The organism is Levilactobacillus namurensis, from assembly GCF_032197885.1.
Taxonomy (GTDB): Bacteria; Bacillota; Bacilli; order Lactobacillales; family Lactobacillaceae; genus Levilactobacillus; species Levilactobacillus namurensis_A.
This window is the reverse complement of the sequence record NZ_CP134159.1, coordinates 1,462,270-1,483,665: the sequence shown is the minus strand read 5'-3', so window position 1 is coordinate 1,483,665 and position 21,396 is coordinate 1,462,270. Positions and strand designations below refer to the sequence as shown.

Annotated in this window: 17 protein-coding genes; 15 read left to right on the top strand and 2 right to left on the bottom strand. The window is 52.7% G+C overall.

Annotation, left to right across the window (positions count from 1 at the left end; translation table 11 throughout):
• Window positions 1-23 precede the first annotated feature (23 nt).
• The 4 genes from RIN67_RS07100 (at window position 24) to RIN67_RS07085 (ending at window position 3,480) form a co-directional block, all read left to right on the top strand.
• Window positions 24-299: a hypothetical protein gene (locus RIN67_RS07100; protein WP_264998886.1), complete on the top strand. Its 276-nt coding sequence runs from the start codon at window positions 24-26 to the stop codon at window positions 297-299.
• A 154-nt stretch (window positions 300-453) separates the two neighbouring features.
• A complete protein-coding gene (locus tag RIN67_RS07095; RefSeq protein ID WP_264998885.1) occupies window positions 454-1,068 on the top strand; it encodes a DJ-1/PfpI family protein in 615 nt (204 codons plus the stop codon).
• A 352-nt stretch (window positions 1,069-1,420) separates the two neighbouring features.
• Window positions 1,421-2,911, top strand: a complete 1,491-nt coding sequence (locus RIN67_RS07090; RefSeq protein ID WP_264998884.1) for a hypothetical protein — start codon at window positions 1,421-1,423, stop codon at window positions 2,909-2,911.
• Entirely contained in the window at window positions 2,848-3,480 is a 633-nt protein-coding gene (locus RIN67_RS07085; protein ID WP_264998883.1) for a hypothetical protein, read from the top strand. Before RIN67_RS07090 ends, RIN67_RS07085 begins: the two co-directional genes overlap by 64 nt.
• A gap of 439 nt (window positions 3,481-3,919) precedes the next feature.
• Here RIN67_RS07085 and RIN67_RS07080 read toward each other — a convergent pair whose 3' ends face one another.
• Both RIN67_RS07080 and RIN67_RS07075 read right to left on the bottom strand, forming a co-directional pair.
• Complete coding sequence (locus RIN67_RS07080; protein ID WP_264998882.1) at window positions 3,920-4,882, bottom strand: ATP-binding cassette domain-containing protein; 963 nt, start codon at window positions 4,880-4,882, stop codon at window positions 3,920-3,922.
• Window positions 4,828-5,532, bottom strand: coding sequence for an ABC transporter transmembrane domain-containing protein (locus RIN67_RS07075; protein ID WP_264998881.1), 705 nt, complete (start codon window positions 5,530-5,532; stop codon window positions 4,828-4,830). Before RIN67_RS07075 ends, RIN67_RS07080 begins: the two co-directional genes overlap by 55 nt.
• Before the next feature lie 441 nt (window positions 5,533-5,973).
• On the opposite strand from RIN67_RS07075, the gene RIN67_RS07070 reads away from it, so the two are divergent.
• The 11 genes from RIN67_RS07070 (at window position 5,974) to clpB (ending at window position 21,209) form a co-directional block, all read left to right on the top strand.
• On the top strand, window positions 5,974-6,348 hold the full coding sequence (locus tag RIN67_RS07070; RefSeq protein ID WP_107740672.1) for a hypothetical protein: 375 nt from the start codon (window positions 5,974-5,976) through the stop codon (window positions 6,346-6,348).
• Between the two features lie 77 nt (window positions 6,349-6,425).
• Window positions 6,426-7,304, top strand: a complete 879-nt coding sequence (gene pepI / locus RIN67_RS07065; protein ID WP_264998880.1) for a proline iminopeptidase — start codon at window positions 6,426-6,428, stop codon at window positions 7,302-7,304.
• A 262-nt stretch (window positions 7,305-7,566) separates the two neighbouring features.
• The gene (dnaG, locus tag RIN67_RS07060) at window positions 7,567-9,417 is read left to right on the top strand and encodes a DNA primase (RefSeq protein ID WP_264998930.1); all 1,851 of its coding nucleotides are present in this window, start codon (window positions 7,567-7,569) and stop codon (window positions 9,415-9,417) included.
• Window positions 9,418-9,433: 16 nt separating this feature from the next.
• A complete protein-coding gene (rpoD, locus tag RIN67_RS07055; RefSeq protein ID WP_024746236.1) occupies window positions 9,434-10,558 on the top strand; it encodes an RNA polymerase sigma factor RpoD in 1,125 nt (374 codons plus the stop codon).
• 206 nt (window positions 10,559-10,764) lie between these two features.
• Window positions 10,765-11,169 carry a YxeA family protein gene (locus tag RIN67_RS07050; RefSeq protein WP_264998879.1) on the top strand — a complete coding sequence of 135 codons (405 nt, stop codon included), beginning with the start codon at window positions 10,765-10,767 and terminating at the stop codon, window positions 11,167-11,169.
• A gap of 203 nt (window positions 11,170-11,372) precedes the next feature.
• Window positions 11,373-11,879, top strand: a complete 507-nt coding sequence (locus RIN67_RS07045) for an RrF2 family transcriptional regulator (protein ID WP_313825958.1) — start codon at window positions 11,373-11,375, stop codon at window positions 11,877-11,879.
• A 47-nt stretch (window positions 11,880-11,926) separates the two neighbouring features.
• Window positions 11,927-15,445, top strand: a complete 3,519-nt coding sequence (locus RIN67_RS07040; protein ID WP_264998878.1) for an MMPL family transporter — start codon at window positions 11,927-11,929, stop codon at window positions 15,443-15,445.
• Window positions 15,446-15,661: 216 nt separating this feature from the next.
• Window positions 15,662-16,369 carry a tRNA (adenine(22)-N(1))-methyltransferase gene (locus RIN67_RS07035; protein ID WP_024746240.1) on the top strand — a complete coding sequence of 236 codons (708 nt, stop codon included), beginning with the start codon at window positions 15,662-15,664 and terminating at the stop codon, window positions 16,367-16,369.
• On the top strand, window positions 16,356-17,162 hold the full coding sequence (locus RIN67_RS07030; RefSeq protein WP_264998877.1) for a Nif3-like dinuclear metal center hexameric protein: 807 nt from the start codon (window positions 16,356-16,358) through the stop codon (window positions 17,160-17,162). Before RIN67_RS07035 ends, RIN67_RS07030 begins: the two co-directional genes overlap by 14 nt.
• A gap of 57 nt (window positions 17,163-17,219) precedes the next feature.
• On the top strand, window positions 17,220-18,461 hold the full coding sequence (pepT, locus tag RIN67_RS07025; RefSeq protein WP_264998876.1) for a peptidase T: 1,242 nt from the start codon (window positions 17,220-17,222) through the stop codon (window positions 18,459-18,461).
• A 138-nt stretch (window positions 18,462-18,599) separates the two neighbouring features.
• Window positions 18,600-21,209: an ATP-dependent chaperone ClpB gene (gene clpB / locus RIN67_RS07020; RefSeq protein WP_313825959.1), complete on the top strand. Its 2,610-nt coding sequence runs from the start codon at window positions 18,600-18,602 to the stop codon at window positions 21,207-21,209.
• Window positions 21,210-21,396 lie beyond the last annotated feature (187 nt).

The window sequence follows — 21,396 nt, the reverse complement described above, 5'->3', positions numbered from 1 at the left end:
GCGTACATACAAGGGGCGATTTTATGAAACGAACTTTACGGACCGCAGTGCGGCACGCCAACCAGTGGTTAGTCTTTGGGGTTGTCTTAGACGTCCTCATGACGCCGTTAGGGTGGTTGCGCCACCGGCCGGCATTTGGCGGCATCATCACCCTGTGGTGGCAGAGTCACCATAAGGCGGCGATGACCCTGGTCTTAGTCCTCACGTTGATGGGGTGTTGGCTGGTCTTGGTCCTGTTCTTCTGGGGAGTTGAGGGCCTGCGTTGGGCCATGGGACGCAATGATTGGGACCGCAAGTAGATTACCAGTGGCGTTGCCGGGAAGTCGTGGCAGTTAGGATTCAGCTTGTATGCTAGCTGCAAGTGGTGATGCGGTATTGACAATGAAGCTAGGTTAAGCGGACAATAAATGCGAGAAATAGTCTGAGCCTTGTTAAGTTAATTGGAGGCGTTAGATGATGAAACAAGCGTTAGTGATGGTGTACCCAGGATTTTGTAACTTTGAAATTGCGGCGCTGACGGAAGCTTTAACGTTTTATGACGATTGGACACTCACCACGGTGGGTGCGGATCGAACGGTTTACCTTAGTGAGGATCAGTTGCCGATGGTCGCGCAAAAAGATTTTTCACAGGTAAATCCTTTGGATGCTGATTTGTTGATTTTACCGGGAATTGATAATTATCATCTGCCACTAGCAGATGACCGCAACATTGCGTTTTTACAGCGGTTAAACGTCACGCCTGATCAGCGTCCGGTGATTGCGGGGATGTCCAGTTCCCCCGTCTTGCTGGCCAAAGCGGGATTGTTAGACCATACGAAGTTTACCGCGGGGATTTTTGAGGAGACGTATGCGCTGAATCCGTTTATTCCGAAGCAAAACCTGGTTCGCCAACCAGTGGTGACGGATTGCGGAATCGTCACGTCTAGCTTCCAATTTTTTCGGGAATTTGCCATTGCGGCGATTCGTGCATGTGGGCTGAAGATAGGTGATCAGGCGTATGCAGCTGCGCGAACGGACCGGCCCTACACGGCTGAGGAGTTGACGTATCATCTGCCGAAAGAGTCGTAGGTTCCCAATCGTACTTGCGATGAGTTGACGCACTGGGCGTTAGTTGGCTTGGTGCGGCCTTAACGAAATAGATTTGAAATTTAGGGAAGCCAATTTGCAGGTCAATTGGTTTCCCTTTTGTTGTGTCCATAGTGCGAAACGTAGTTGGGGGGCATGATGGTATCGGTAAACCACTGGACTGGTCATTAGGCAAGTATGGTCCCTAATTAGCGGGTGGTGCTTGTGCTTTAGCGGGGGTGCGTTGAAAATGGGACGTAGTTAGGCAATTGATTTGAGTCGCTGGTACTGATGATCATTGGGGGAACCAGCAATCAGTGGACTGGGCAATTAGGAGATAGGGATGTTAGGTGCTATGAGAAGACTAGTCGGAACGCTAAATTGGGTGGTTGCAGGCTTACTGGCTTGTGCGGCGGTGTTTGCCGTGACAGAACCCGTCACGACGTTGGGGGATGCCGATTGGGCGCAGCCATTGGTCATGGTGACGTTGCTAGGTGGCGTGCTGCTTATCTTGAACCGTTTTCGGGGACGAGTGGGGCAGTGGTCTTCGACCAAGTACCGCTTGATTTGGGCCGTCCTCCTGGTTTTGATCGTGGGCGCGCAGGCTTGGATGGCCATGAACTTTGTTGATGTCAGCCGGGCGGATGGTTACTTTGTCCGTAATCAGGCCATCGCCTTGGCCCAGGGACGGACCACTTGGAACCACTACTTTATGGTTTATCAGAATAACGTGAATTACACCCTGATCGATGCGTGGTGGCTGAAACTGTTATTGCCCATGACGAAGACACCCTGGGTGGCGATGAATTTCTTGCGGTATCTGTGGCTGGATACTGGGTTGGCTGCGGGACTGTATCTGTTACATCACTGGCGGTTATGGCAACCCGGCGCCTTTTGGTTCACGTTGCTGTGGCTCCTCAGTATCCCCGTGTATGCCCTGGGGCTTTTCGACTATACGGATCCGGTGGTGTTCCCGCTCTTCTTGGACAGCTTGGCGCTGGTCAGTTGGTCCGTGGCTAATCGGGGCTGGCGCCGTTGGCTGGGGGGCGGCTTAGCCCTCCTGCTGGTAAGTGCCGGGGTAGCCGTCAAGAGCAACCTCATCGTCTTGTGGCTGGCTTTGGGCCTCTTGATTCTCCTGTTATGGTGGCAACGCCGCTTGACCTGGCGCCAGGTGGTGGTTTGGATCGCCGGTGCGTGTCTGGTCTTAGGCGGCGTCTTTGCGGGGATGTCCGCGTGGAGTCGACAAGCGGGGTATCGCCCAGACCCCAATGCGCAGATGCCCGTGACGGCTTGGATTGCGATGAGCATGAATCCCCAAAATCCGGGGACGTATAGTCTGACGGATGCGATGGTGATCGACCACCAGCCCACGGCGCGAGCCAAACAGGCTACGGCGACTAAGCTTTTGAATCAGCGGCTAAACACCTTAGGCGTCAGTGGTGTGCTGGTTCAGTTGGCTCGGAAGTTTGAGATTTTTTGGTCAACGGGGGACATGGATAGTTTCAAATTAACCACGCAATGGCTCAAAGCGCCACGGTGGTATCTAATGAATCAACGGTCAATTCAGTTTTGGTTAGTTTTAGGGACCCAGATCCTTTATTTGACTTTGCTGTGTCAGAGTATCTGGTTTCTTTTGAAGGCACGCCCCAGCTTCGTTGCCGGTCACTTTCTAGCCATAGCGATGCTGGGCTTGATGATCTTTCATGTCTTCTTCTGGGAAGTTGAGCCCCGATACGCAGCGCCGGTGTTGCCGGCCTTGATGTTGCTGGGAACGTTGGGGTGGTGCGCTGGGAACGAACGCCGACCCAAGTGCGGTATGGTCGGTGGTTTGGGACGTTTGCCGTGATCATGTGTGCGCTCAGTCTGGGCCAGACCGATGAGACCACGTTGGTCCGAGAAGAGATGCCGGGGCGACAAGGGAACGGCGATTACTTTACCTTGCCCGTGGCTCGGGTAGCGCCTCAGCGGCAGTTGACATGGACTATGCCGGTCGTTGGGCCGTCTAATGCCTTGCAATTACAGATTCAACCGACGAATGAGGCGCGAGAACAGGTCAAGTCCAACGTACAACCCCAATATCCGAATGGTCGCCTGCGAGTTCAGGTCCACGCTAACGGTCGCTTACTCAAGACCTGGCACGCGACGCCGAACGCCGCGATGGCTAAGCCACTCCGGTATCCGCAGACCACGGCCCAGTCACTTACGATTACGTTACGGAATACGGGGAAGACGCCGTTCAAGTATGCCCAGGGCTTAGCCCGCTATGATCAACACACAGGGGAAGTTTTGCCTCGGGAACGGGCCTTTCCGCAAGCTTACCTGCTGAACCTACATGGTGCCCGAGCCCTGACCGCACAACCCATGATTTGGCTTAGTATGGGGCTCTTTTTAGGGTTGCTCCTATGGGCCCTTTAAAGTGGAACGGTTCGGAAAGTGAATAAAAATTCAAAAACCACTCGTCAAAAGGGGGAGGCTTAGTCCGCACTTGACGAGTGGTTTTGATGGTGCCAAAATGAAAAGGACAATTCTCAAGCAGCACCATCAGACCGACCAAAGTATGAGTGTGCGAGAACATGTCCTTAGAATTAGTGTATCGGAAATTGGGCGCCAGGGGAACGGTTAGCAACCATTTGTAATATTACATTTTCGTGGGGTCGCTAATTTTCGGTAGACGATCACCCTAAGCTTCCGGGATGGTCCCGACGAATTCGGTAGGGACGACGAATAATTATCCAAAGTGGGGCCTTAGAGATGATCGAAACACCCGTCGATGACAGCGATTAGTTGTCCGTCGATGGGTGTTTTTTGTAAAGACATTGTTAGGGTGGTGTTATTGACGCAGGCGATGAGCCGTTTATTGGGCGGGATTGCTGGTTCCCTGGTACTGGACTAAGTGACCGGCTTGCAAGTCGTAAATTGACGAGTACCACGGTAAGATTTCGGCGGGAATGTGGTGATCAACTTCGATGACGGTTAAGTGGGGATTCTTGAGGATCTGGCGGTGAATACTGAGGGCCGTGTCGGAATCGAGTGAGGCCGTTCCTTCGTCAATCAGTAACACACGCCGGTTGAAGAACAAAGCACGGGCAATTTCAAGTCGTTTGAGCTGACCGCCGGAAAAGTTGGCACCGTTTTCGCGAACGGGCGTGTTGAGGTGGGCGGCGAGTTCAGGTAATCCCGCCATGGTCAGAGCAGTGCTGATGCTGGTCGGTTTTGCGGATTGGCCTAGTGTCACGTTAGCTTGAACGGTATCTTGAAAGATAATGGGCGTTTGCCCGACCACCCCAAACCACTGGTAAGCATCGCTTGGCGTGTAGTCTCGTTGATTAACCAGTACTTGGCCGGAAATAGGGCGGACTTCTTTAAGCAGTAAGCGAATCAGAGTGGATTTACCGATGCCGGATTGTCCTCGGATCAAGACTTTGTCGCCAGCTTTCAAGTGGAGATTGAGCTGGTGAAAAATAGCGTGTGGGGCTTGAGGATAAGCGAACGTCACGTGGTTCAAGGCTAGGGTGGTTACAGTGGGGGCAGCACGGTCGGGCGCTTTAGCGGGGACGGCGACGTTGTTGAGAACGGTTTGCCGAATTTCTTGGGTGCTGTTCAGAGTGTTCCGGCCGCTAACAATCTGGTTAAACCCGTTGAGAATCCAGCTTGAGGAGAACTGAATGGCCACAAACTGGGAGAGGTGCAAGCGACCGGTAATGGTGAAATAGAGGCCGATGCCGATGGGAATGTCGGAGAAAAGCATAAATAAGAAATTAATCACGCTGTTTGAAAGGGCGATGCGATTCTTGAGATCGGCGTTAGCGTGTTCCATGGCGGATAACGACCGGTGTGTAAGCGACCATTGAATCCGGTGACGGCGCTGTAACGCTTAAGGAGACGGGCGCCGTGAAAGAGATCGTGAACCGTCCCGGATAAGGTCTGATTTTTCTGAGACCAAGCAGTGGTTTTGGCTTGGATGGTTTTGCTAAATAATTTTGGAGTTAGGGTTGGGATAATCATAAAGCCTAAAAAGATTAGGGTGACCAAGACGTTACTGTAAAGTGCGTAACTTAAAGTGCCCAACACCATCACGACTGATCCGATGAGGCTGAAGACCTGACGCCAATAATTATCTTCTAGGAGTTTTAGATCGTTCATAAAGAAGGAGACGTGGTCGGACTCGGTGGGCCCACTTAGCGTGGTTGCTGCGATGCTATGAAGAACGTAACGCGTTTTGAGTTGCGTATTAATGGCGTAGATGTCACGGTTGATGGTCCAATTCTTCCAGTAGTTAAGTAGGGCAAAGAGACCAAAGACTAGGATCATCCCGATAATGGTCGGGATGATCCAGGAAAGGTGTTTCTTTTCAATTAAGTAGAAGAAGAATGAGTAGCTAAATGTATTGAAGGGCGTTTCTAGACCGGCCAAAATGCTCGTGAAGATGGCAAGACTGAACAGTGGATAATTGATGAACTTTCTCAAGGCAATCACTTCCTAGGATTAGGGCTGTTTAATTTTTCTTTAATTTGTTTTTAATGCTACTACTAGACGAATCTCGTAGCAAGAGCTTACGCCCAGTCTAATTATTTAAATTAAATGCTTCTATTATGGTTTATGTATCATACAATAGTGTAGTAAGTACTATCAAACCACCTATTGACCAAAAATGGTTTCAGAAAATAAAATGCTTAAAAATATGGATATGTTGTTGATTTAAAAGTTATTGTAACGTACAAACAATATTTAGTCTGCGACACCCCTTGTCAGCCCGAAATAATGAGATTATTCTCATATTATACGGTTCGTTTCACAAATTTAATCAGAAAGGGTCCTGAGATTTGGTTGAAAATCAGACGGTGAATGACCGGATTTTAGCGTATACTTAGAAGCAATTAATCATGATCACAAAGGAGCCCTGATTGCATGAGTAAACACCATAATGATGATCCTAGTACCGTCTACACCACCCGAACCGAAGCCCAGAAGGTGACCGTTAGCTGTGACGGTGTTCCGTTTGAAGTCAGTAATGGCGGGAGCAATGGGTTGAACCTGATTACTCTGATGCGCTTAGACCAGCGCCCCCATTGCTCGGATGTCAATCTGGATGAAGAGGTCACATTTGAAGGAACGGAAATCTTCTTGACTAACGATGGGGGGTCAGTAGCTGCCCAACTACCAGCCGGACGGTATCTGATGAATCCTCGGCAGGTTCAACCACTAACAGATGCAGAACTAGATGCCTTGGATCTTGACCATTTACCCACGGCGACGTACGGGGCGTATATTTTTCAAGAATAAGTTAGGCCTTGTCGTTTGGAAACGAATCGGTGACGTATTAGCAAATAGCGAAACTGGCGCGGAAGAAGGAACATAATATGAAGATTACTGAAGGTTACATGCCGTTTCACGGCTATCAGACGTACTATCGCATCGTGGGAGAACCCAACCCAAACTTGGCCCCCTTATTATTGATTCACGGGGGCCCAGGGTCGTCGCATAATTATTTTGAGTTATTGGACGATTACGCGGCAACGGGGCGTCAGTTGATCATGTACGACCAAGTTGGCTGTGGGAAGTCGTCGTTGCCGGAAGATGAGGGCGTCTATGTCAAGGAGACCTGGGCGGAAGAGCTCGTGGCCTTGCGCCAGTACCTGCACTTGGATCAGGTCCATATGTTGGGCCAATCCTGGGGTGGGATGCTCGAGATGTTCTACTTGACGCAGTACAGCCAAGACGGCATTAAAAGTGTGATGATCGACGGGTCGCCAGCGTCTATTAAGTTGTGGACCCAAGAACAGCACCGGTTGATTTCCTATCTAAGTTACGAAGACCGCGCGGCTATCGCGGAGGCAGAACGGACGGGGAACTTCACGGGGCCGAAATACCTAGCCGCGAATGACCGGTACATGGAGCGCTATTGCTGGGATGATCCGGATGAGCATTCACCGGAGCCATTACGGCGCCCGACGAACGGAAAACGGGCGAGTCTGATTGCGGAAGGACCGAACGAGTTCACCGAGAATGGGACCATTAGTGACTTTGACGTGACTGACGACCTGCACAAGATTCAGGTCCCCGTTCTGGTTACCAATGGGACGGATGACCTGTGTACACCGCTGATTGCCAAATCCGTTTACGACCATATTCCGGGTGCCAAGTGGCATTTATTTGCCAACAGTCGCCACTTAGCCCTGCTAGATCAGCACGATGAGTTTATCGCCGTGTTGGATCATTGGCTGAAGGCTAACGACTAGGTTAATGAAAAAGTAGTTTAATTGGAGACAAGCACCCGACCAGTGCCCCTTGGGGGAACCAGTGGGGTGCTTGTTTTTGAACGGCGGTGCGGCTACTCGGAAAGTTAGGCCATTTTACTTGGTCAAAATAGCGCTTCGTGGTATTATATATTATGTATTTCTACGCACGAATTCCAGTCAACAAGTCGCACTTTTCGGGTTTCCGGGGTGCGGCTTTTCAAGGCTAGGACTGTGCGGGAACTGAATGGGAAGGGGGCTAATGATGGCGAAGATTCCTGAAGAAGTAATTGAAACGGTCCGGACGGCGACGAACATTGCGGATGTGGTCGGCCAGTACGTTCAATTAAAGAAATCTGGTAAGAACTTATTTGGCCTTTGTCCCTTCCATGAGGAACGGACCCCGTCATTTTCCGTTTCGGAAGATAAACAGATTTTTCACTGTTTTAGTTGTGGTCGGGGCGGCAACGTTTTTAAGTTCTTGATGGAACTGGAGCACGTTAGCTTTCCTGAAGCAGTGGTCAAGGTCGCTGACTTTAGTCACGTAGACCTAGACAGTGAGTATCGCCAAGACGCCAACGCGCCAGCTACGAATTCAAAGACGGGGCAATTGATCGCGTTGCATGAGCAAGCTGCTAAGTTGTATCACCATATCCTGGTGAACACGGAGATGGGCCAACCAGCGCTGGATTACCTGCATAACCGGGGATTAACGGATGCGACGATTGAGACCTATCAATTGGGGTTTGCGCCGAGTCAACGGTTATTGAAGCCGTTCTTTGATCAGCGGCAAGCCGACTATCAACTCTTACGGCAGAGTGGCCTCTTCATCGAAAACCAGCAGGGCGAACTCCGGGATCGCTTTACGGCGCGCGTCATGTTTCCGTTACGGAACGCGAGTGGGCACGTAGCGGCCTTTTCGGGGCGAGTGCTCCAAAAGCAAGAAGACCAACCGAAATACTTGAATAGTCCAGAAACGGCGCTCTTTACCAAGAGTCGGTTGCTCTTTAACTTCGACCTAGCGCGCCCGGCAATCCGGGAAGCAGGCGAAGTGACGTTGTTCGAAGGCTATATGGATGTGATTTCGGCCGCCCAAGCGGGGGTTTTAAACGGGATTGCGTCCATGGGGACCAGTCTGACCACGGAGCAGATTTACGCGATCGAGCGGACCACGGATCACCTGAATATTTGTTATGATGGTGATACGCCTGGTCAGCGCGCAACGCAACGGGCCATTGGTCTCTTGCGCGAGCATAGTCATCTGGCGTTAAGCGTGATTCAGCTACCGGAGGGGCAGGACCCCGATGAGTATCGGCGCGCACACGGGGACGAAGGTTTCCGGCAGGTGATGCAGAGCGCTAAAGAAACGCCGATTCGGTTTCAATTGCGGTATTTACGGCGGGACCGGGCGCTGGAGACGGATAGTGAGCGCTTGGCGTACCTGAACGACGCAATGCCGCTATTGGCACAGGTCAAGGAGCCCGTTGCGTTGGACCTGTACTTGAATCAGTTGGCGACCGAGTTTCACCTGGATAAGGAGGCCTTGGTGGCCCAACTCAAGCAAGTCCGGCAACAAACAGCGGCCCAAGTCGAACGGCACCGGTACCAGGAAACGGCGGCCTCGCGAACGCCGCCGACGGCTCCGACCGTCACGGTTCGCCAGCAACGCCGGCCGATGACCCGGTTAGAGCGGGCGGAACGTTACCTGCTTTATTGGTTATTGCACGACCGCAACGTGTGGGCGAAGGTGAGTTCGGTGCCCAACTTCTGTTTCGTGCATGACGATTATCAAGTGATTTATACCCTGGCCCAGGGTTATTTTCAAACGCATCAAGTTTACCAGAGCGCCCAGTTTACAGACTTTATCCAAGAGGAGCGGTTACAACAACTCGTGATCGAGTTGGAGACTACCATTTCCTTAGCGGCGGTCACCCCGCAGGAAATCGATGACTATCTAACGGTCATCATGGATGAAGCCCCGTTGGATGCCAAGCTACGTGATAAAAAGCGGGCTTTGAGCGAAGCCACACGACTGGGTGACGCGGACCAGCAACGGCAACTCGTGATTGAGATTGTGCAGCTGGAACAACAACGACAGGCGAACAAGCAAGTTTAGTCTAGGGGGTATTTGAATGGCAAAAAAGACCACGGATCAACCAATGTTTGACCAAAAAGCTTACAACAAGACGGTGCGAGCCCTAATCAAGGACAAGAAAAAGGCCGGCAACATCTCGTACGATGAATTAACGGATAAAGTTGCTTCCCCGTACTCGCTGGATGCGAAGCAGATGGATAAGTTGTTAGAGACGATCTCGGATGCCGGGATCAGCGTGGTCGATGCTAAGGGTGAACCAGACCCACGGGCCGTGAAAGCCCAAAAGGCGGTTTCGAAGAAAGAATTAAAGGAAGCTTCCACGACTACCGGGGTTAAGATCAACGACCCAGTCCGGATGTATCTGAAGGAAATCGGGCGGGTTAACCTGTTAACGGCGGACGAAGAAGTGGCCTTAGCCTTACGGATCGAAAAGGGCGACGAAGAAGCCAAGCAGGAATTGGCGGAAGCCAACTTACGGTTAGTGGTTTCCATCGCTAAGCGTTACGTCGGTCGGGGGATGCAATTCCTGGACCTGATTCAAGAAGGGAACATGGGCCTGATGAAGGCGGTCGAGAAATTCGATTACCGGAAAGGGTTCAAGTTCTCCACGTACGCCACTTGGTGGATTCGGCAAGCCATTACGCGGGCCATCGCGGACCAAGCCCGGACGATTCGGATCCCGGTCCACATGGTCGAAACCATTAACAAGTTGATTCGGATTCAACGGCAATTACTCCAAGACTTAGGGCGGGAACCAACGCCTGAAGAAATTGGGGCGGAAATGGATATGCCAACCGAAAAGGTTCGTGAGATCCTGAAGATTGCTCAAGAACCCGTTTCCTTGGAAACCCCAATTGGGGAAGAGGATGACTCACACCTGGGTGACTTCATTGAAGACCAGGATGCAACGAGTCCGGCTGACCATGCGGCTTATGAACTCTTAAAGGAACAGTTGGAAAGCGTGCTGGACACGTTGACTGACCGGGAAGAAAATGTTTTGCGGTTGCGGTTCGGCCTAGACGATGGTCGGACTCGGACGCTGGAAGAAGTCGGCAAGGTCTTCGGGGTTACCCGGGAACGGATTCGGCAAATCGAAGCCAAGGCCTTACGGAAGTTACGGCACCCTTCACGGAGCAAGCAACTGAAAGACTTCTTGGAATAGGATAAATAAACCCTGACACGCATTGGCTATGGCTGATGCGTGTTTTTTTGTCGTGACACTGATTAATCCGTAAAAAGCAGGCCATTTTTAGGAAGACGCGAAAAACGTCAAAATTCATTCTAGGGGTTGACCAAAGGGGTAAGCTTAGGTATACTTTTGTTACTCACTTAGTTAGTCGAGTAATTAACCGAACAGGGAGAGAAAACATGAAAATTTTGGGGAAGTTAATTTTAGGTATTGTGGTGTTGGGGAGCTTGATCGTAGGCGGGGCGGTAATCGTTCCTAGCCTGACTAAGAACCGCCATTCCGAACTGGCCATGGCCGTCGACAACGTCAATCCGTTGGTGAAGACCGAAACGGTCTATGCTTCAACCACGGCAAAACCAGTCTCTTCGTTTATTGGTGGGGCGGGTGAGAAGGAATACCGCTACCAGCTGGTGACGTATACGGCTAAGGGGGATGCGCGCACACTGGCGTTCGAGTCCCAGTGGCGCCTCAAACCACATTGCTACTTAGCGATTACCACGAAGGGACAGAACGTGGAATCGTGGGAACGTGTGGCGACACAAAAGGTCCCGGCCAGTGTCCGTGAGAATTTAGTGATGAGTTAGCCTGGTTTAACTAGAGAGGCCCCATTGGCAAACGATGCCGATGGGGCCTTTATTAATGGAGAATGGTTTGGTAGAAACCGTTTACATAAAAAATCAATCCGATTCGAGTTAGTTTATTAGGGGTAAAGTATTGAAAAATTCATTAAAGGGGATATAATGTATCTCGTTTAAGATTTTCATAACGGGAAAGGGGAAGGCAGATCGTGAAAGCGAAGCCCAGTTTAGAACAAGCGTTATGTATCGTGGCCTTACTTGGTATCCAGGACCGTAATCGCCCTTTGCAGAGTCGCTTGGTGGCAGAGCGGCTGGATATTTCGACCAGTTACTTGAAAAAAATCGTGCAGCATTTGGCCGTCGCCAAGATCGTCCGAACGGTTCCTGGCCGGGACGGGGGCATCGTCTTAACGCGTGATTCTCATGAGATTACTTTGTTAGACGTTTTTGACGCGATTGAGGGTCACCAACCCTTCGTCAAGAACACCGGATTAGTCAATAAGGTCTTTGGCTTAAAACGTAAGCAGGCGTTCGTAGCAACTTACGGATTGAAAGATTTCAAGGACCAGCAACCGGTGGCCAACGTCATGGCCGTCTTCCACCAGGCCGAGGCGCAGTACCGGCGGCAATTGGCGACATTGACGATTGGAGCGGTCTTACCGACGGATGGCACGCAAGCCTTGCAGTTAGACTGGACCAAGTGGCTGACCCGTTAGGTTCTTTAAGGAGAGAGAAGAGAATTTTAAGGAGGTAGTAAACAACCATGCGATGGATGAATAAGCATTACATCTGGAACGTGATCGGCTGGCTGGTGATTGTTATGCTAGCCGTGATCACGATTCCGAACATGAGTAAGTTGGTGGCAGATAAGGGCCAGATTACGGTTCCCAGCAATTATCAAAGTACCCGGGCCACCAACATGCAGAAACAATGGGGCCGTTCGCAGCGGGGCACCACGGCGGTGGTCGTGGTCTTCAACAACGGCGATTCGGCACTGACCCAGACGCAAAATGAGCACATCGACCAAACGGTCCAACGGATCAAGAACCACGCGGACCAGTACCAGATTCGGTCGATCACGGCAGCGAGCGATAGTTCGACCGCCGCTTCCCAGCTGATCTCAAAGGATAAGAGTACCCAGCTACTCCAGCTGAACGTTCATCAGACGTCGCGTCATTCGATTACGAAGATTCGTTCGCAGATCACCCAATTGGCTAAGACTTCTGGGGTAACGACCTACGTCACTGGGGCGGACGTCTTGAATCAAGACTTTTCCGATGCTACCCAGGCGGGGGTTCAAAAGACGGAGATCATTGCGGCCATCTTTATTTTCTTGGTCCTGTGGTTCGTCTTCCGGTCACCAGTTACACCGCTGTTCTCGCTTTTGACGGTGGCGGTATCGGTCATCACGTCCGTTTCGGTGGTCGCTAATCTAGTTGACCGCTTCAACTTCCCGTTCTCCAACTTCACCGAAGTGTTTATTGTGATTGTGTTGTTTGGGATTGGGACGGACTACAACATCCTCCTATATAACGAGTTTCGTGAGCGACTGGCGAACGGTAAGGACCGGTATACGGCCACCCGGGAAGCTATTCGCATCGGGGGTCGGACGGTTCTGTACTCCGGCTTATCCGTCTTAATTGGGATGAGTGTCTTAGGCTTTGCCAACTTCTCCCTGTACCGTTCGGCGGTAGGTATCGCCGTGGGGGTCGTGGTTCTGTTAGCCGTTCTATTAACCTTGAACCCCTTCTTTATGGCCATCTGCGGACCGCACATGTTCTGGCCAGTCAAGAAGTTCCAGGGTGAAGGCGACAGTCGTCTCTGGCACGGGATGGCCAAGCATGCGATGATTCGCCCCGTGATCACGTTGATTATCACGGGAATCATCTTCATTCCACTGGCCTTAACGTCGCACGGGACGTTGGATTACGATAACTTGGTTGAAATCGGGGATAACGTTCCCGCCAAGCAAGGGTTCAAGGTTGTTCAAAAGCACTTCTCCAAGGGGACGGCGGAACCAACGACCATTTACATTCAAAGCAATCATAAGTTAGACAATGAAAAATCCTTGATGCTGATTGACCGGTTGACGAAACAACTGCAGCAATCCGACGGGGTCAAAACGGTTGCTTCCGTAACCCAACCAGGCGGCAAGGCCATTAAGGCATTGTACGTACGTAACCAGATGAGTACGGTCACGGGTGGCCTGGTCAAGGCCCAGCAAGGGGTCAATAAGATCAATAAGGGTCTTAAGTCGGCCCATAGCCAATTAGCCAGTCAAAACGTTTCCGGCGCAGTTTCCGGCGCTAATAAATTGGCGAGTGGGGCTTCTCAAGTCAGTTCTGGGGCCAACAAACTGAATAATGGGACCCAAAAGGTAGCCAGTGGGGCCTCTCAAGTCAGCTCAGGGGCCGGCAAGCTGAATAGTGGTAGTCAATCCCTATCTAGTGGTGCTGAAAGCCTGAGTGACGGGACCCAGACCCTGCAAAGCGGGATCAGTCAGGTCACGGCCGGCTTGAACCAGTTGAACACCAAGGTGTCCTCGGCTTCGGGTGGCAAGCAAGCCGCTGAACTGGCGCAACTAGAAGCTGCCTTACCACAGTTAAACGCTGCTATCCAGCAGTTGAACACCCAGGTTGCCGGGAGCTCAACGGGTAGTACCAGTGGCGTCACGAGTTCACTGACCACCATTGGGAACCAGACCAAGGACATCGCAACACAACTGCAAAACATTAAAAACTCTGTAGGGACAGTCAACTCGGTTTCTATGTCCGAAGTTGAAGCAGCCTTCACCTCTGCGGGCGCACCGCTATCTGCGGCACAAAAGCAGGTCATGTCCGGTGTCTTGGCTAAGCAAACGGCGGCGCAAAAGCAATTGACGTCGACACTGAATAGCTCACTGGCCAAGATTGGTAGCGACGCTTCCGCCATCGGTAACGCCGATAAGACGGTCGCTAGCCAGCTGCAGAGTCTCCAAAGCTCGACCAGTACCTTACAAACGGCAGTGGCGACGCTGGCGCAAAAGGCCAACGTGGTCTTACCAGGGGCAGCGACCGCTTTGCAAGCGGCCAGCTCCCAATCCAGCCAGTTATCGAGTGCGACGGGACAATTATCGTCCGCGATGAACACGATCAATGGTCGGATTCCACAGCTGGTTACCGGCGCGAGCGTCTTGGCGGCTGGAACCAACAAGTTAGCATCTAGCACCGGGCAATTAGCTTCGGGGGCTAGTCAGGTGGCCAGCGGCTCAAACCAATTAGCCGCAAGTACCGGCCAACTGGCCTCAGGAGCGCGCCAAGTAGCCAGTGGTAACCAGACTATGGCGACCCAGCTTGCCGCTACTAGTAAACAATTGGCGGCCTTGAAGTCCGGCCTGGGAACGGCCACGAACGGTCTCTCCAGTGTTTCGACCGGAGTGGGGTCCGCCAACGGGTACCTCAAGGGCTTACAGAAGTCTGCGGCGGCCAAGACCTTCTACATCCCGTCTAAGCAGTTGCACAGTGCTAGTTTCGCACCAGCACTGAAGACTTATCTGTCGCCGAATAAGAAGCTGACCAAGTTAACGGTGGTCTTGGACGATGATTCAAGTTCCGCTGCGGCGATGGCTCGGTTACCGAAGCTTGAGAAGGTCGTTAGTGGCTCCCTTAAGGGGACTAGCTTGGGGAACGCCCAAGTTGCCTTTGGGGGTAACACGTCACAGACCAACGATATCAACGAGATGGCTTCCGGGGACTTCACCCGGACCGTGATCATCATGCTAGCCGGCATCTTTATTGCGCTGATGGTGGTCACCCGTTCGCTGGTTCAGCCAATCGTGATCGAGGGTATCCTAGTCGTAGCTTACTCTGGGGCCCTGACGTTGGTTCACTGGTTAGTGAAGCCCGTATTGGGAACCGATATGTTGACTTGGAACACGCCGTTCTTTACCTTCGTGATGTTGATCTCCTTAGGGGTCGATTACTCGATCTTCCTGATGCGGAAGTACCGGGAGTACCTCCACGAACCGGGAGCAACTAGCGACAAGATGTTACAGGCCGCTACGGTGATCGGAACGGTGGTCATCTCGGCTGGAATCATCTTAAGCGGGACGTTTGCGGCGTTGATGCCGTCGGGTGTCATGACGTTGATCCAGATTGCGTTAGCCGTCATCTTGGGGATTGTCTTATTGATCATCCTGTTACCAATCGTGATGCCGGCCGTGATGAAGATCACGTACCCGTACTCTGGGATTGCCCGGAACGCGGATGAACAACGAACACCTAAGCATTCTCGCGAAGAATAAGTTAGATATGCGGCATCGGTGATGAAAAATGGGGCGTCTAGGAAGCAATTTTCTAGGCGTCCCATTTTTGCTGTCCTAAGTGGTTAGTTGTGGTCCGGTGTTAGAGTTTTAGGGCTGCCAATAATCTGAGGATTGCTGACGGGTTGGCGCTATCTAAATCGCGACGACTAGCTTATACTAAGAGTAATCAGTTTTTACCAGAAAGGATGTTCAGACATGGACGCAGATCACTTATCACAACGGCTGGCTACGGTCGCCGACTATATTCCTCAAGGAAGCCGGTTGGCGGACATTGGCACGGATCACGCCTACCTGCCCGTCAACTTACTCAAACGCGGTATTATTACTGGTGGGGTAGCCGGCGAGGTCGTCCGGGGCCCCTTTGAAAATGCCCAACGCGAGATTGCCCGTGAAGGGTTTAGTGATCAACTGACGGCGCGGTTGGCCAACGGGTTACGGGCCATTGAACCGACCGATCAGATCGACACGGTTGCCATCGCTGGGATGGGCGGGGCACTGATTACCCAGATCTTAACGCAGGACTTTGACCGGTTGGCGGGTGTCCGGCGGTTGGTCCTTCAACCCAACGTGGGGGCGATGCAGGTCCGGCAGTTCCTAATGACCCACGGCTTCCAGTTGCAGGCCGAGCAGATTCTTAGCGAAGACGGCCACATCTACGAAGTCTTGGTCGCGGACCGGGCCGACCACCCGCAAACGTACACGGAAGAACAGTTGCGCTTCGGCCCTTACTTATTGGCGGCGCCGAACGCGGCTTTCGTGGCGAAATGGCGGCACGAAGCGCAACGGACCCGGGAGGTCTTACGTCAAGTCCAAGCGGCTAAGACGGTACCGACGGCGAAGGTTGCGGCGTTGCAGGCGGAATTGGCACAGATTGAGGAGGTCTTAGAACGTGTTAGCGCGTGAGTTTGTTGAACGATTCGAGCGGTTTGCCCCTAAGGGATGGGCCGAGCCCTGGGATGTCCCGGGCCTGCAGTTAGGCGATTTAGAAGCGCCGATCCACAAAATCTTGGTGGTTTTAGACGTTCGGCCGGAAACGGTCCAAGAGGCCATCGACGTGGGGGCCGACTTTATCTTCGCCCATCATCCGGCTATGTTCCATCCGGCCAAGACGCTGGATCTGAGTAACCCCCAAAACCGGATGTATGCGACCATCCTAGCCCACCACCTGACGGTTTATGCGGCCCACACGAATCTGGACAGTGCGCCAGGGGGGATGAACGATTGGCTGGCGACGGCCCTAGGTTTGCAAGATTGTCAGGGACTAGTGCCCAGCAACGGCCCAGCGGCGACTGCGGACGTGACCATGGGACGAATCGGCAACTTAGCAACACCCACGACGGTTCAGGCGTTCGCCCAGCACTGTAAGCAGGTCTTTCACGTGCGGGGACTGCGGCTGATCAGTCAGACGCCCCAGGCACCGGTCCAGCGCGTCGCCGTATTGGGCGGCAGTGGCAGCGAGTTTTACACCGCGGCCGTGTCGCAGGGGGCCGACGTCTACGTCACCGGGGATGTCTCCTACCATCCGGCCCAAGACATGTTAGCGGCGGGACTTAGCGTCGTGGATCCGGGACACCACATTGAAAGTATCTGTCAGGTTGAACTGACCCGCTTGTTTACCACGTGGGCGACCGAAAACGATTGGCCGGTGTCGGTTCAGGCATCAACGTTGAACACTGACCCGTTTACTTTTCTTTAGTTTGGAAAACGCGTAAACTAACTTTGGAACTTAAACTTAATTGAGGAGTGATTTGTTTTGGCAAAGTACGAAAACTTGATTCCCCGCTTTTTGAAATACGTGAAGATCAACACCCGTTCGGATCCTAGCTCGACCACGGTGCCGTCAACGCCCCGGTTGACAGAATTCGCTGAAGGCTTGGTCACGGACTTGACGGCCATTGGGCTGAAGAACGTGCACATCAATCAGCAGTCGGCTTACGTTTACGCTACCTTACCAGCTAACACGGATAAAGCCGTCAAGAAGATTGGCTACATCTCCCACTTCGATACGGCCGACTTCAACAGCGAAAACATTCAACCCCAGATCGTGGAAAACTATGATGGGCAGTCGGTCATCAAGTTGGATGCCGCTGGCAAGTACACCTTGGACCCAGCCGTCTTCCCGAACCTGAAGAACTACGCGGGCCAGACGTTGATCACCACTAATGGTCAGACGCTGTTAGGCGCTGACGACAAGTCCGGGGTCGCCGAGATCATGGCGGCCATGGAATACTTGATTGCCCATCCTGAAATCAAGCACGGTGAAATTGAAATCGGCTTGGGTCCGGATGAAGAAATCGGGACGGGGGCGGACCACTTTGACGTCGCCGACTTCGGGGCCGATATCGCCTACACGGTCGACGGGGGTCCCCTGGGGCAACTGGAGTACGAAACGTTCAACGCTGCAGATGCGCAGGTCACCGTTACCGGGACCAACGTGCACCCCGCTGAAGCCAAGGGTGTGATGGTCAACGCGTCACAGGTCGCCATGGACTTCCACGCGGCTTTGCCGGAACATGACCGTCCGGAAAAGACGGAAGGCCGGGAAGGTTTCTTCCACTTATACAAGATGACGGGCGACGTTGATACGGCCCACCTGAGTTACATTATTCGGGACCACGACCATGACGTCTTCGAAGACCGCAAGAAGCTCTTCCAAGGTGTGGCCGACCAGATGAACCAAGCGTTTGGGTCGGACCGAGTTCAGGTCACGATTAAGGACCAGTACTACAACATGCGGGAAGTAATCGAAAAGGACATGACGGTGGTGAACCTGGCCAAGGAAGCTTACGAAGACTTGAACATCAAGCCGCTGATCTTCCCGGTTCGCGGCGGTACTGACGGGTCGAAGATCTCGTTCATGGGGTTACCGACGCCGAACTTATTTGCCGGGGGCGAAAACATGCACGGTCGGTTCGAATACGTGTCCGAACAAACCATGGAACGGGCGACGGACGTCCTGATTAAGATTGCGGAACTGGCGGAACAACAGGCTTAATTTAATTAGTCAAAATTGGTCAAATTATTTTGAATTTGGCTTAGAATCGGTTAGAATATGAGTGAAAGTTGAGGTAAACCTTGGTTTGCCTCTTTTTTAACCATAAAAATAACAGTCATTTGAATGGGGGACGACGGTTTGAATCCAGAAAAGTTTACACAGGCCTTAAGCGATGCACTGGCGGAGGCCCAGCAGATTGCGATGACGCGTAAGCACCAAGCGGTCACGGTAGCGCACCTTTTTAAATTCTTAGTGCAACCTGGAGAGTTGGCCCGCCAACTCTTTACAGATGCGGGGGCGGATGCGGCTCAGCTCGATGCCGAACTGGATCGTGAGTTGGACGGTATCAGCACCGTCACGGGCAGTGGCGTTCAATATGGTCAAGAGTTTTCGCGGAACCTCACGGAGCTGTTACAAAAGGCCGATACGATTCGGGCCAGCTATCGCGATGAGTATCTGGCGATTGATACGGTCGTAATCGCGGTGATGCAACTGACCGGGGAGACGTTCACCGATTATCTGAAGCAACAGGGCGTCACGGAACAGCGGCTCCGCCAAGCCGTGGAGAAGTTGCGTGGCGGTGAGCGGGTGACCTCGAAGAACCAAGAAGACCAATATAAGGCCTTAGAGAAGTACGGGACAGACCTGGTCAAGGCCATGCGCAGTGGCAAGATCGACCCAATCATCGGGCGGGATGATGAAATTTTGTCGGTGATTCGGATTCTATCCCGCAAGACCAAGAATAATCCGGTCTTGATTGGGGAACCAGGGGTCGGTAAAACGGCGATCGTTGAGGGACTCGCACAACGAATCGTCCGGGGAGATGTCCCGGACAATTTAAAGGATAAGACGATTTTCTCACTCGATATAGGTTCCCTGATTGCGGGGGCCAAGTACCGGGGAGAATTCGAAGAACGATTGAAAGCCGTTTTAAAGGAAGTCACCAAGAGTAACGGCCAGATCATCATGTTCATTGATGAAATCCACAATATTGTGGGGGCCGGCAAGTCCGAAGGCAGTATGGACGCCGGTAACCTCTTAAAGCCAATGCTGGCCCGAGGAGAGCTTCACTTGATTGGGGCCACGACGCTCGATGAATACCGGCAGTATCTGGAGCAGGATAAGGCCCTGGCACGTCGGTTCCAACGGGTCTTAGTGGGAGAACCCAGCATCGAAGACACGGTGACGATTCTGCGTGGATTGCGCGAACGTTTCGAGATTCATCACGGCGTTCGGATCCACGATAACGCTTTGGTGGCGGCGGCTAAGCTGTCGGACCGTTATCTGACCGACCGGTTCTTGCCGGATAAGGCGATTGATTTGGTCGATGAGGCCTCCGCTTCGATTCGGGTGGAAATGAACTCAGCCCCTACGGCCTTGGACCAATCCCGGCGGCAACTAATGCGGATGCAGGTCGAACAGACGGCGCTGAAGCAGGAGACCGATGCGGCGTCGCAGAAACGCCTGAAGACGCTCCAGAAGGAATTGGCTGATACCAAGGAAAAGGTCGACCAGTTGAGCGCACGCTGGAACGACGAAAAGGCCGCCATCAAGCGACTGGGCGACAAGAAGACGGCCATTGATCAGGCGAAGCGCGAACTAGCCAATGCCGAAAGCCAATACGATCTGAACAAGGCCGCCGAATTGCAACACGGGACGATTCCACAGTTGCAAAAGGAGTTGGCGGCCTTAGAACAGCAGGATCAGCAGCAACACTGGCTGGTCTCTGAATCCGTTACGGAAAATGAAATCGCGGCGGTCGTCAGTCGAATGACGGGGATTCCGGTGACCAAGCTGGTTCAGGGCGAACGGGAGAAATTGTTGAAGCTAGGCGACCGGTTGCATGACCGGGTCGTGGGTCAAGACCAGGCCGTGAACGCGGTCGCCGACGCCGTCTTGCGTTCCCGGGCGGGGTTACAAGACCCGACCAAGCCACTGGGATCGTTCCTATTCTTGGGGCCGACCGGTGTCGGGAAGACCGAATTAGCCAAGGCTCTGGCCGAAAACTTGTTTGACAGTGAAGACCACATGGTTCGGATCGACATGAGTGAATACATGGAGAAGGAGTCCGTTTCGCGATTAGTGGGCGCAGCACCAGGCTATGTGGGGTACGAAGAAGGGGGCCAACTGACGGAGGCCGTTCGGCGGAACCCGTACACCATCGTACTCTTTGACGAAGTCGAGAAGGCCCACCCGGATGTCTTCAACCTCCTCTTACAGGTCCTAGACGACGGTCGGCTGACGGACAGCCAAGGGCGGACGGTCGACTTCAAGAACACGATTTTGATCATGACCTCTAACCTGGGATCGGACATCCTGTTGCAGGGGACCAATGACCAGGGACAAATTACCCCGACGGCCCAGCAACAGGTGGCCCAGCTCCTGCAAAGTCATTTCCGGCCAGAATTCTTGAACCGAATTGACGAGACCATTATGTTTACGCCGCTGAGCTTAGCGGATGTTCAACAGATCGTGGTCAAGTTAGTCGGTCACCTGGCAACCCGACTGCATGAGCAGCAGTTGGACTTGACCATTACGCCGGCGGCTCAAGCCTGGATTGCGAAGGCGGGGTACCTCCCTGCCTATGGGGCGCGGCCGTTGCAACGGTTTATCACGACTCACGTGGAGACGCCGTTAGCTAAACAACTGATTGCGGGGCAGATTCCGGTCCACAGTCTGATCACGATTGACGTGGCGGACGATCACTTGACCTTCACCCACGCCTTACAAGCGGCGGCCCAGTCGTAAACTCAGGCGATTCTGCTTACGAATAGTGCTTTAAAAATGCCTGCCTTCTAACGGTTTTTCAGTTGAAGGGAGGCATTTTTGGTGGCGCATCGGGGGCAATGCGGTTCACCCCGCGGACGGTTTAGAGAGACTATCGTTGCTCTTAGGCTGATTTTAAGCTACACTGTTTTGATAATTGAAAATAGGA

What these genes read in the sequence shown, in the direction of transcription:
- RIN67_RS07100 (WP_264998886.1), top strand. Translation starts at nt 24, where the DNA reads ATGAAACGAACTTTACGGACCGCAGTGCGGCACGCCAACCAGTGGTTA.
- RIN67_RS07095 (WP_264998885.1), top strand. Translation starts at nt 454, where the DNA reads ATGATGAAACAAGCGTTAGTGATGGTGTACCCAGGATTTTGTAACTTT.
- RIN67_RS07090 (WP_264998884.1), top strand. Translation starts at nt 1,421, where the DNA reads ATGAGAAGACTAGTCGGAACGCTAAATTGGGTGGTTGCAGGCTTACTG.
- RIN67_RS07080 (WP_264998882.1), bottom strand. Translation starts at nt 4,882, where the DNA reads ATGGAACACGCTAACGCCGATCTCAAGAATCGCATCGCCCTTTCAAAC.
- RIN67_RS07070 (WP_107740672.1), top strand. Translation starts at nt 5,974, where the DNA reads ATGAGTAAACACCATAATGATGATCCTAGTACCGTCTACACCACCCGA.
- pepI (WP_264998880.1), top strand. Translation starts at nt 6,426, where the DNA reads ATGAAGATTACTGAAGGTTACATGCCGTTTCACGGCTATCAGACGTAC.
- dnaG (WP_264998930.1), top strand. Translation starts at nt 7,567, where the DNA reads ATGGCGAAGATTCCTGAAGAAGTAATTGAAACGGTCCGGACGGCGACG.
- rpoD (WP_024746236.1), top strand. Translation starts at nt 9,434, where the DNA reads ATGGCAAAAAAGACCACGGATCAACCAATGTTTGACCAAAAAGCTTAC.
- RIN67_RS07050 (WP_264998879.1), top strand. Translation starts at nt 10,765, where the DNA reads ATGAAAATTTTGGGGAAGTTAATTTTAGGTATTGTGGTGTTGGGGAGC.
- RIN67_RS07040 (WP_264998878.1), top strand. Translation starts at nt 11,927, where the DNA reads ATGCGATGGATGAATAAGCATTACATCTGGAACGTGATCGGCTGGCTG.
- RIN67_RS07035 (WP_024746240.1), top strand. Translation starts at nt 15,662, where the DNA reads ATGGACGCAGATCACTTATCACAACGGCTGGCTACGGTCGCCGACTAT.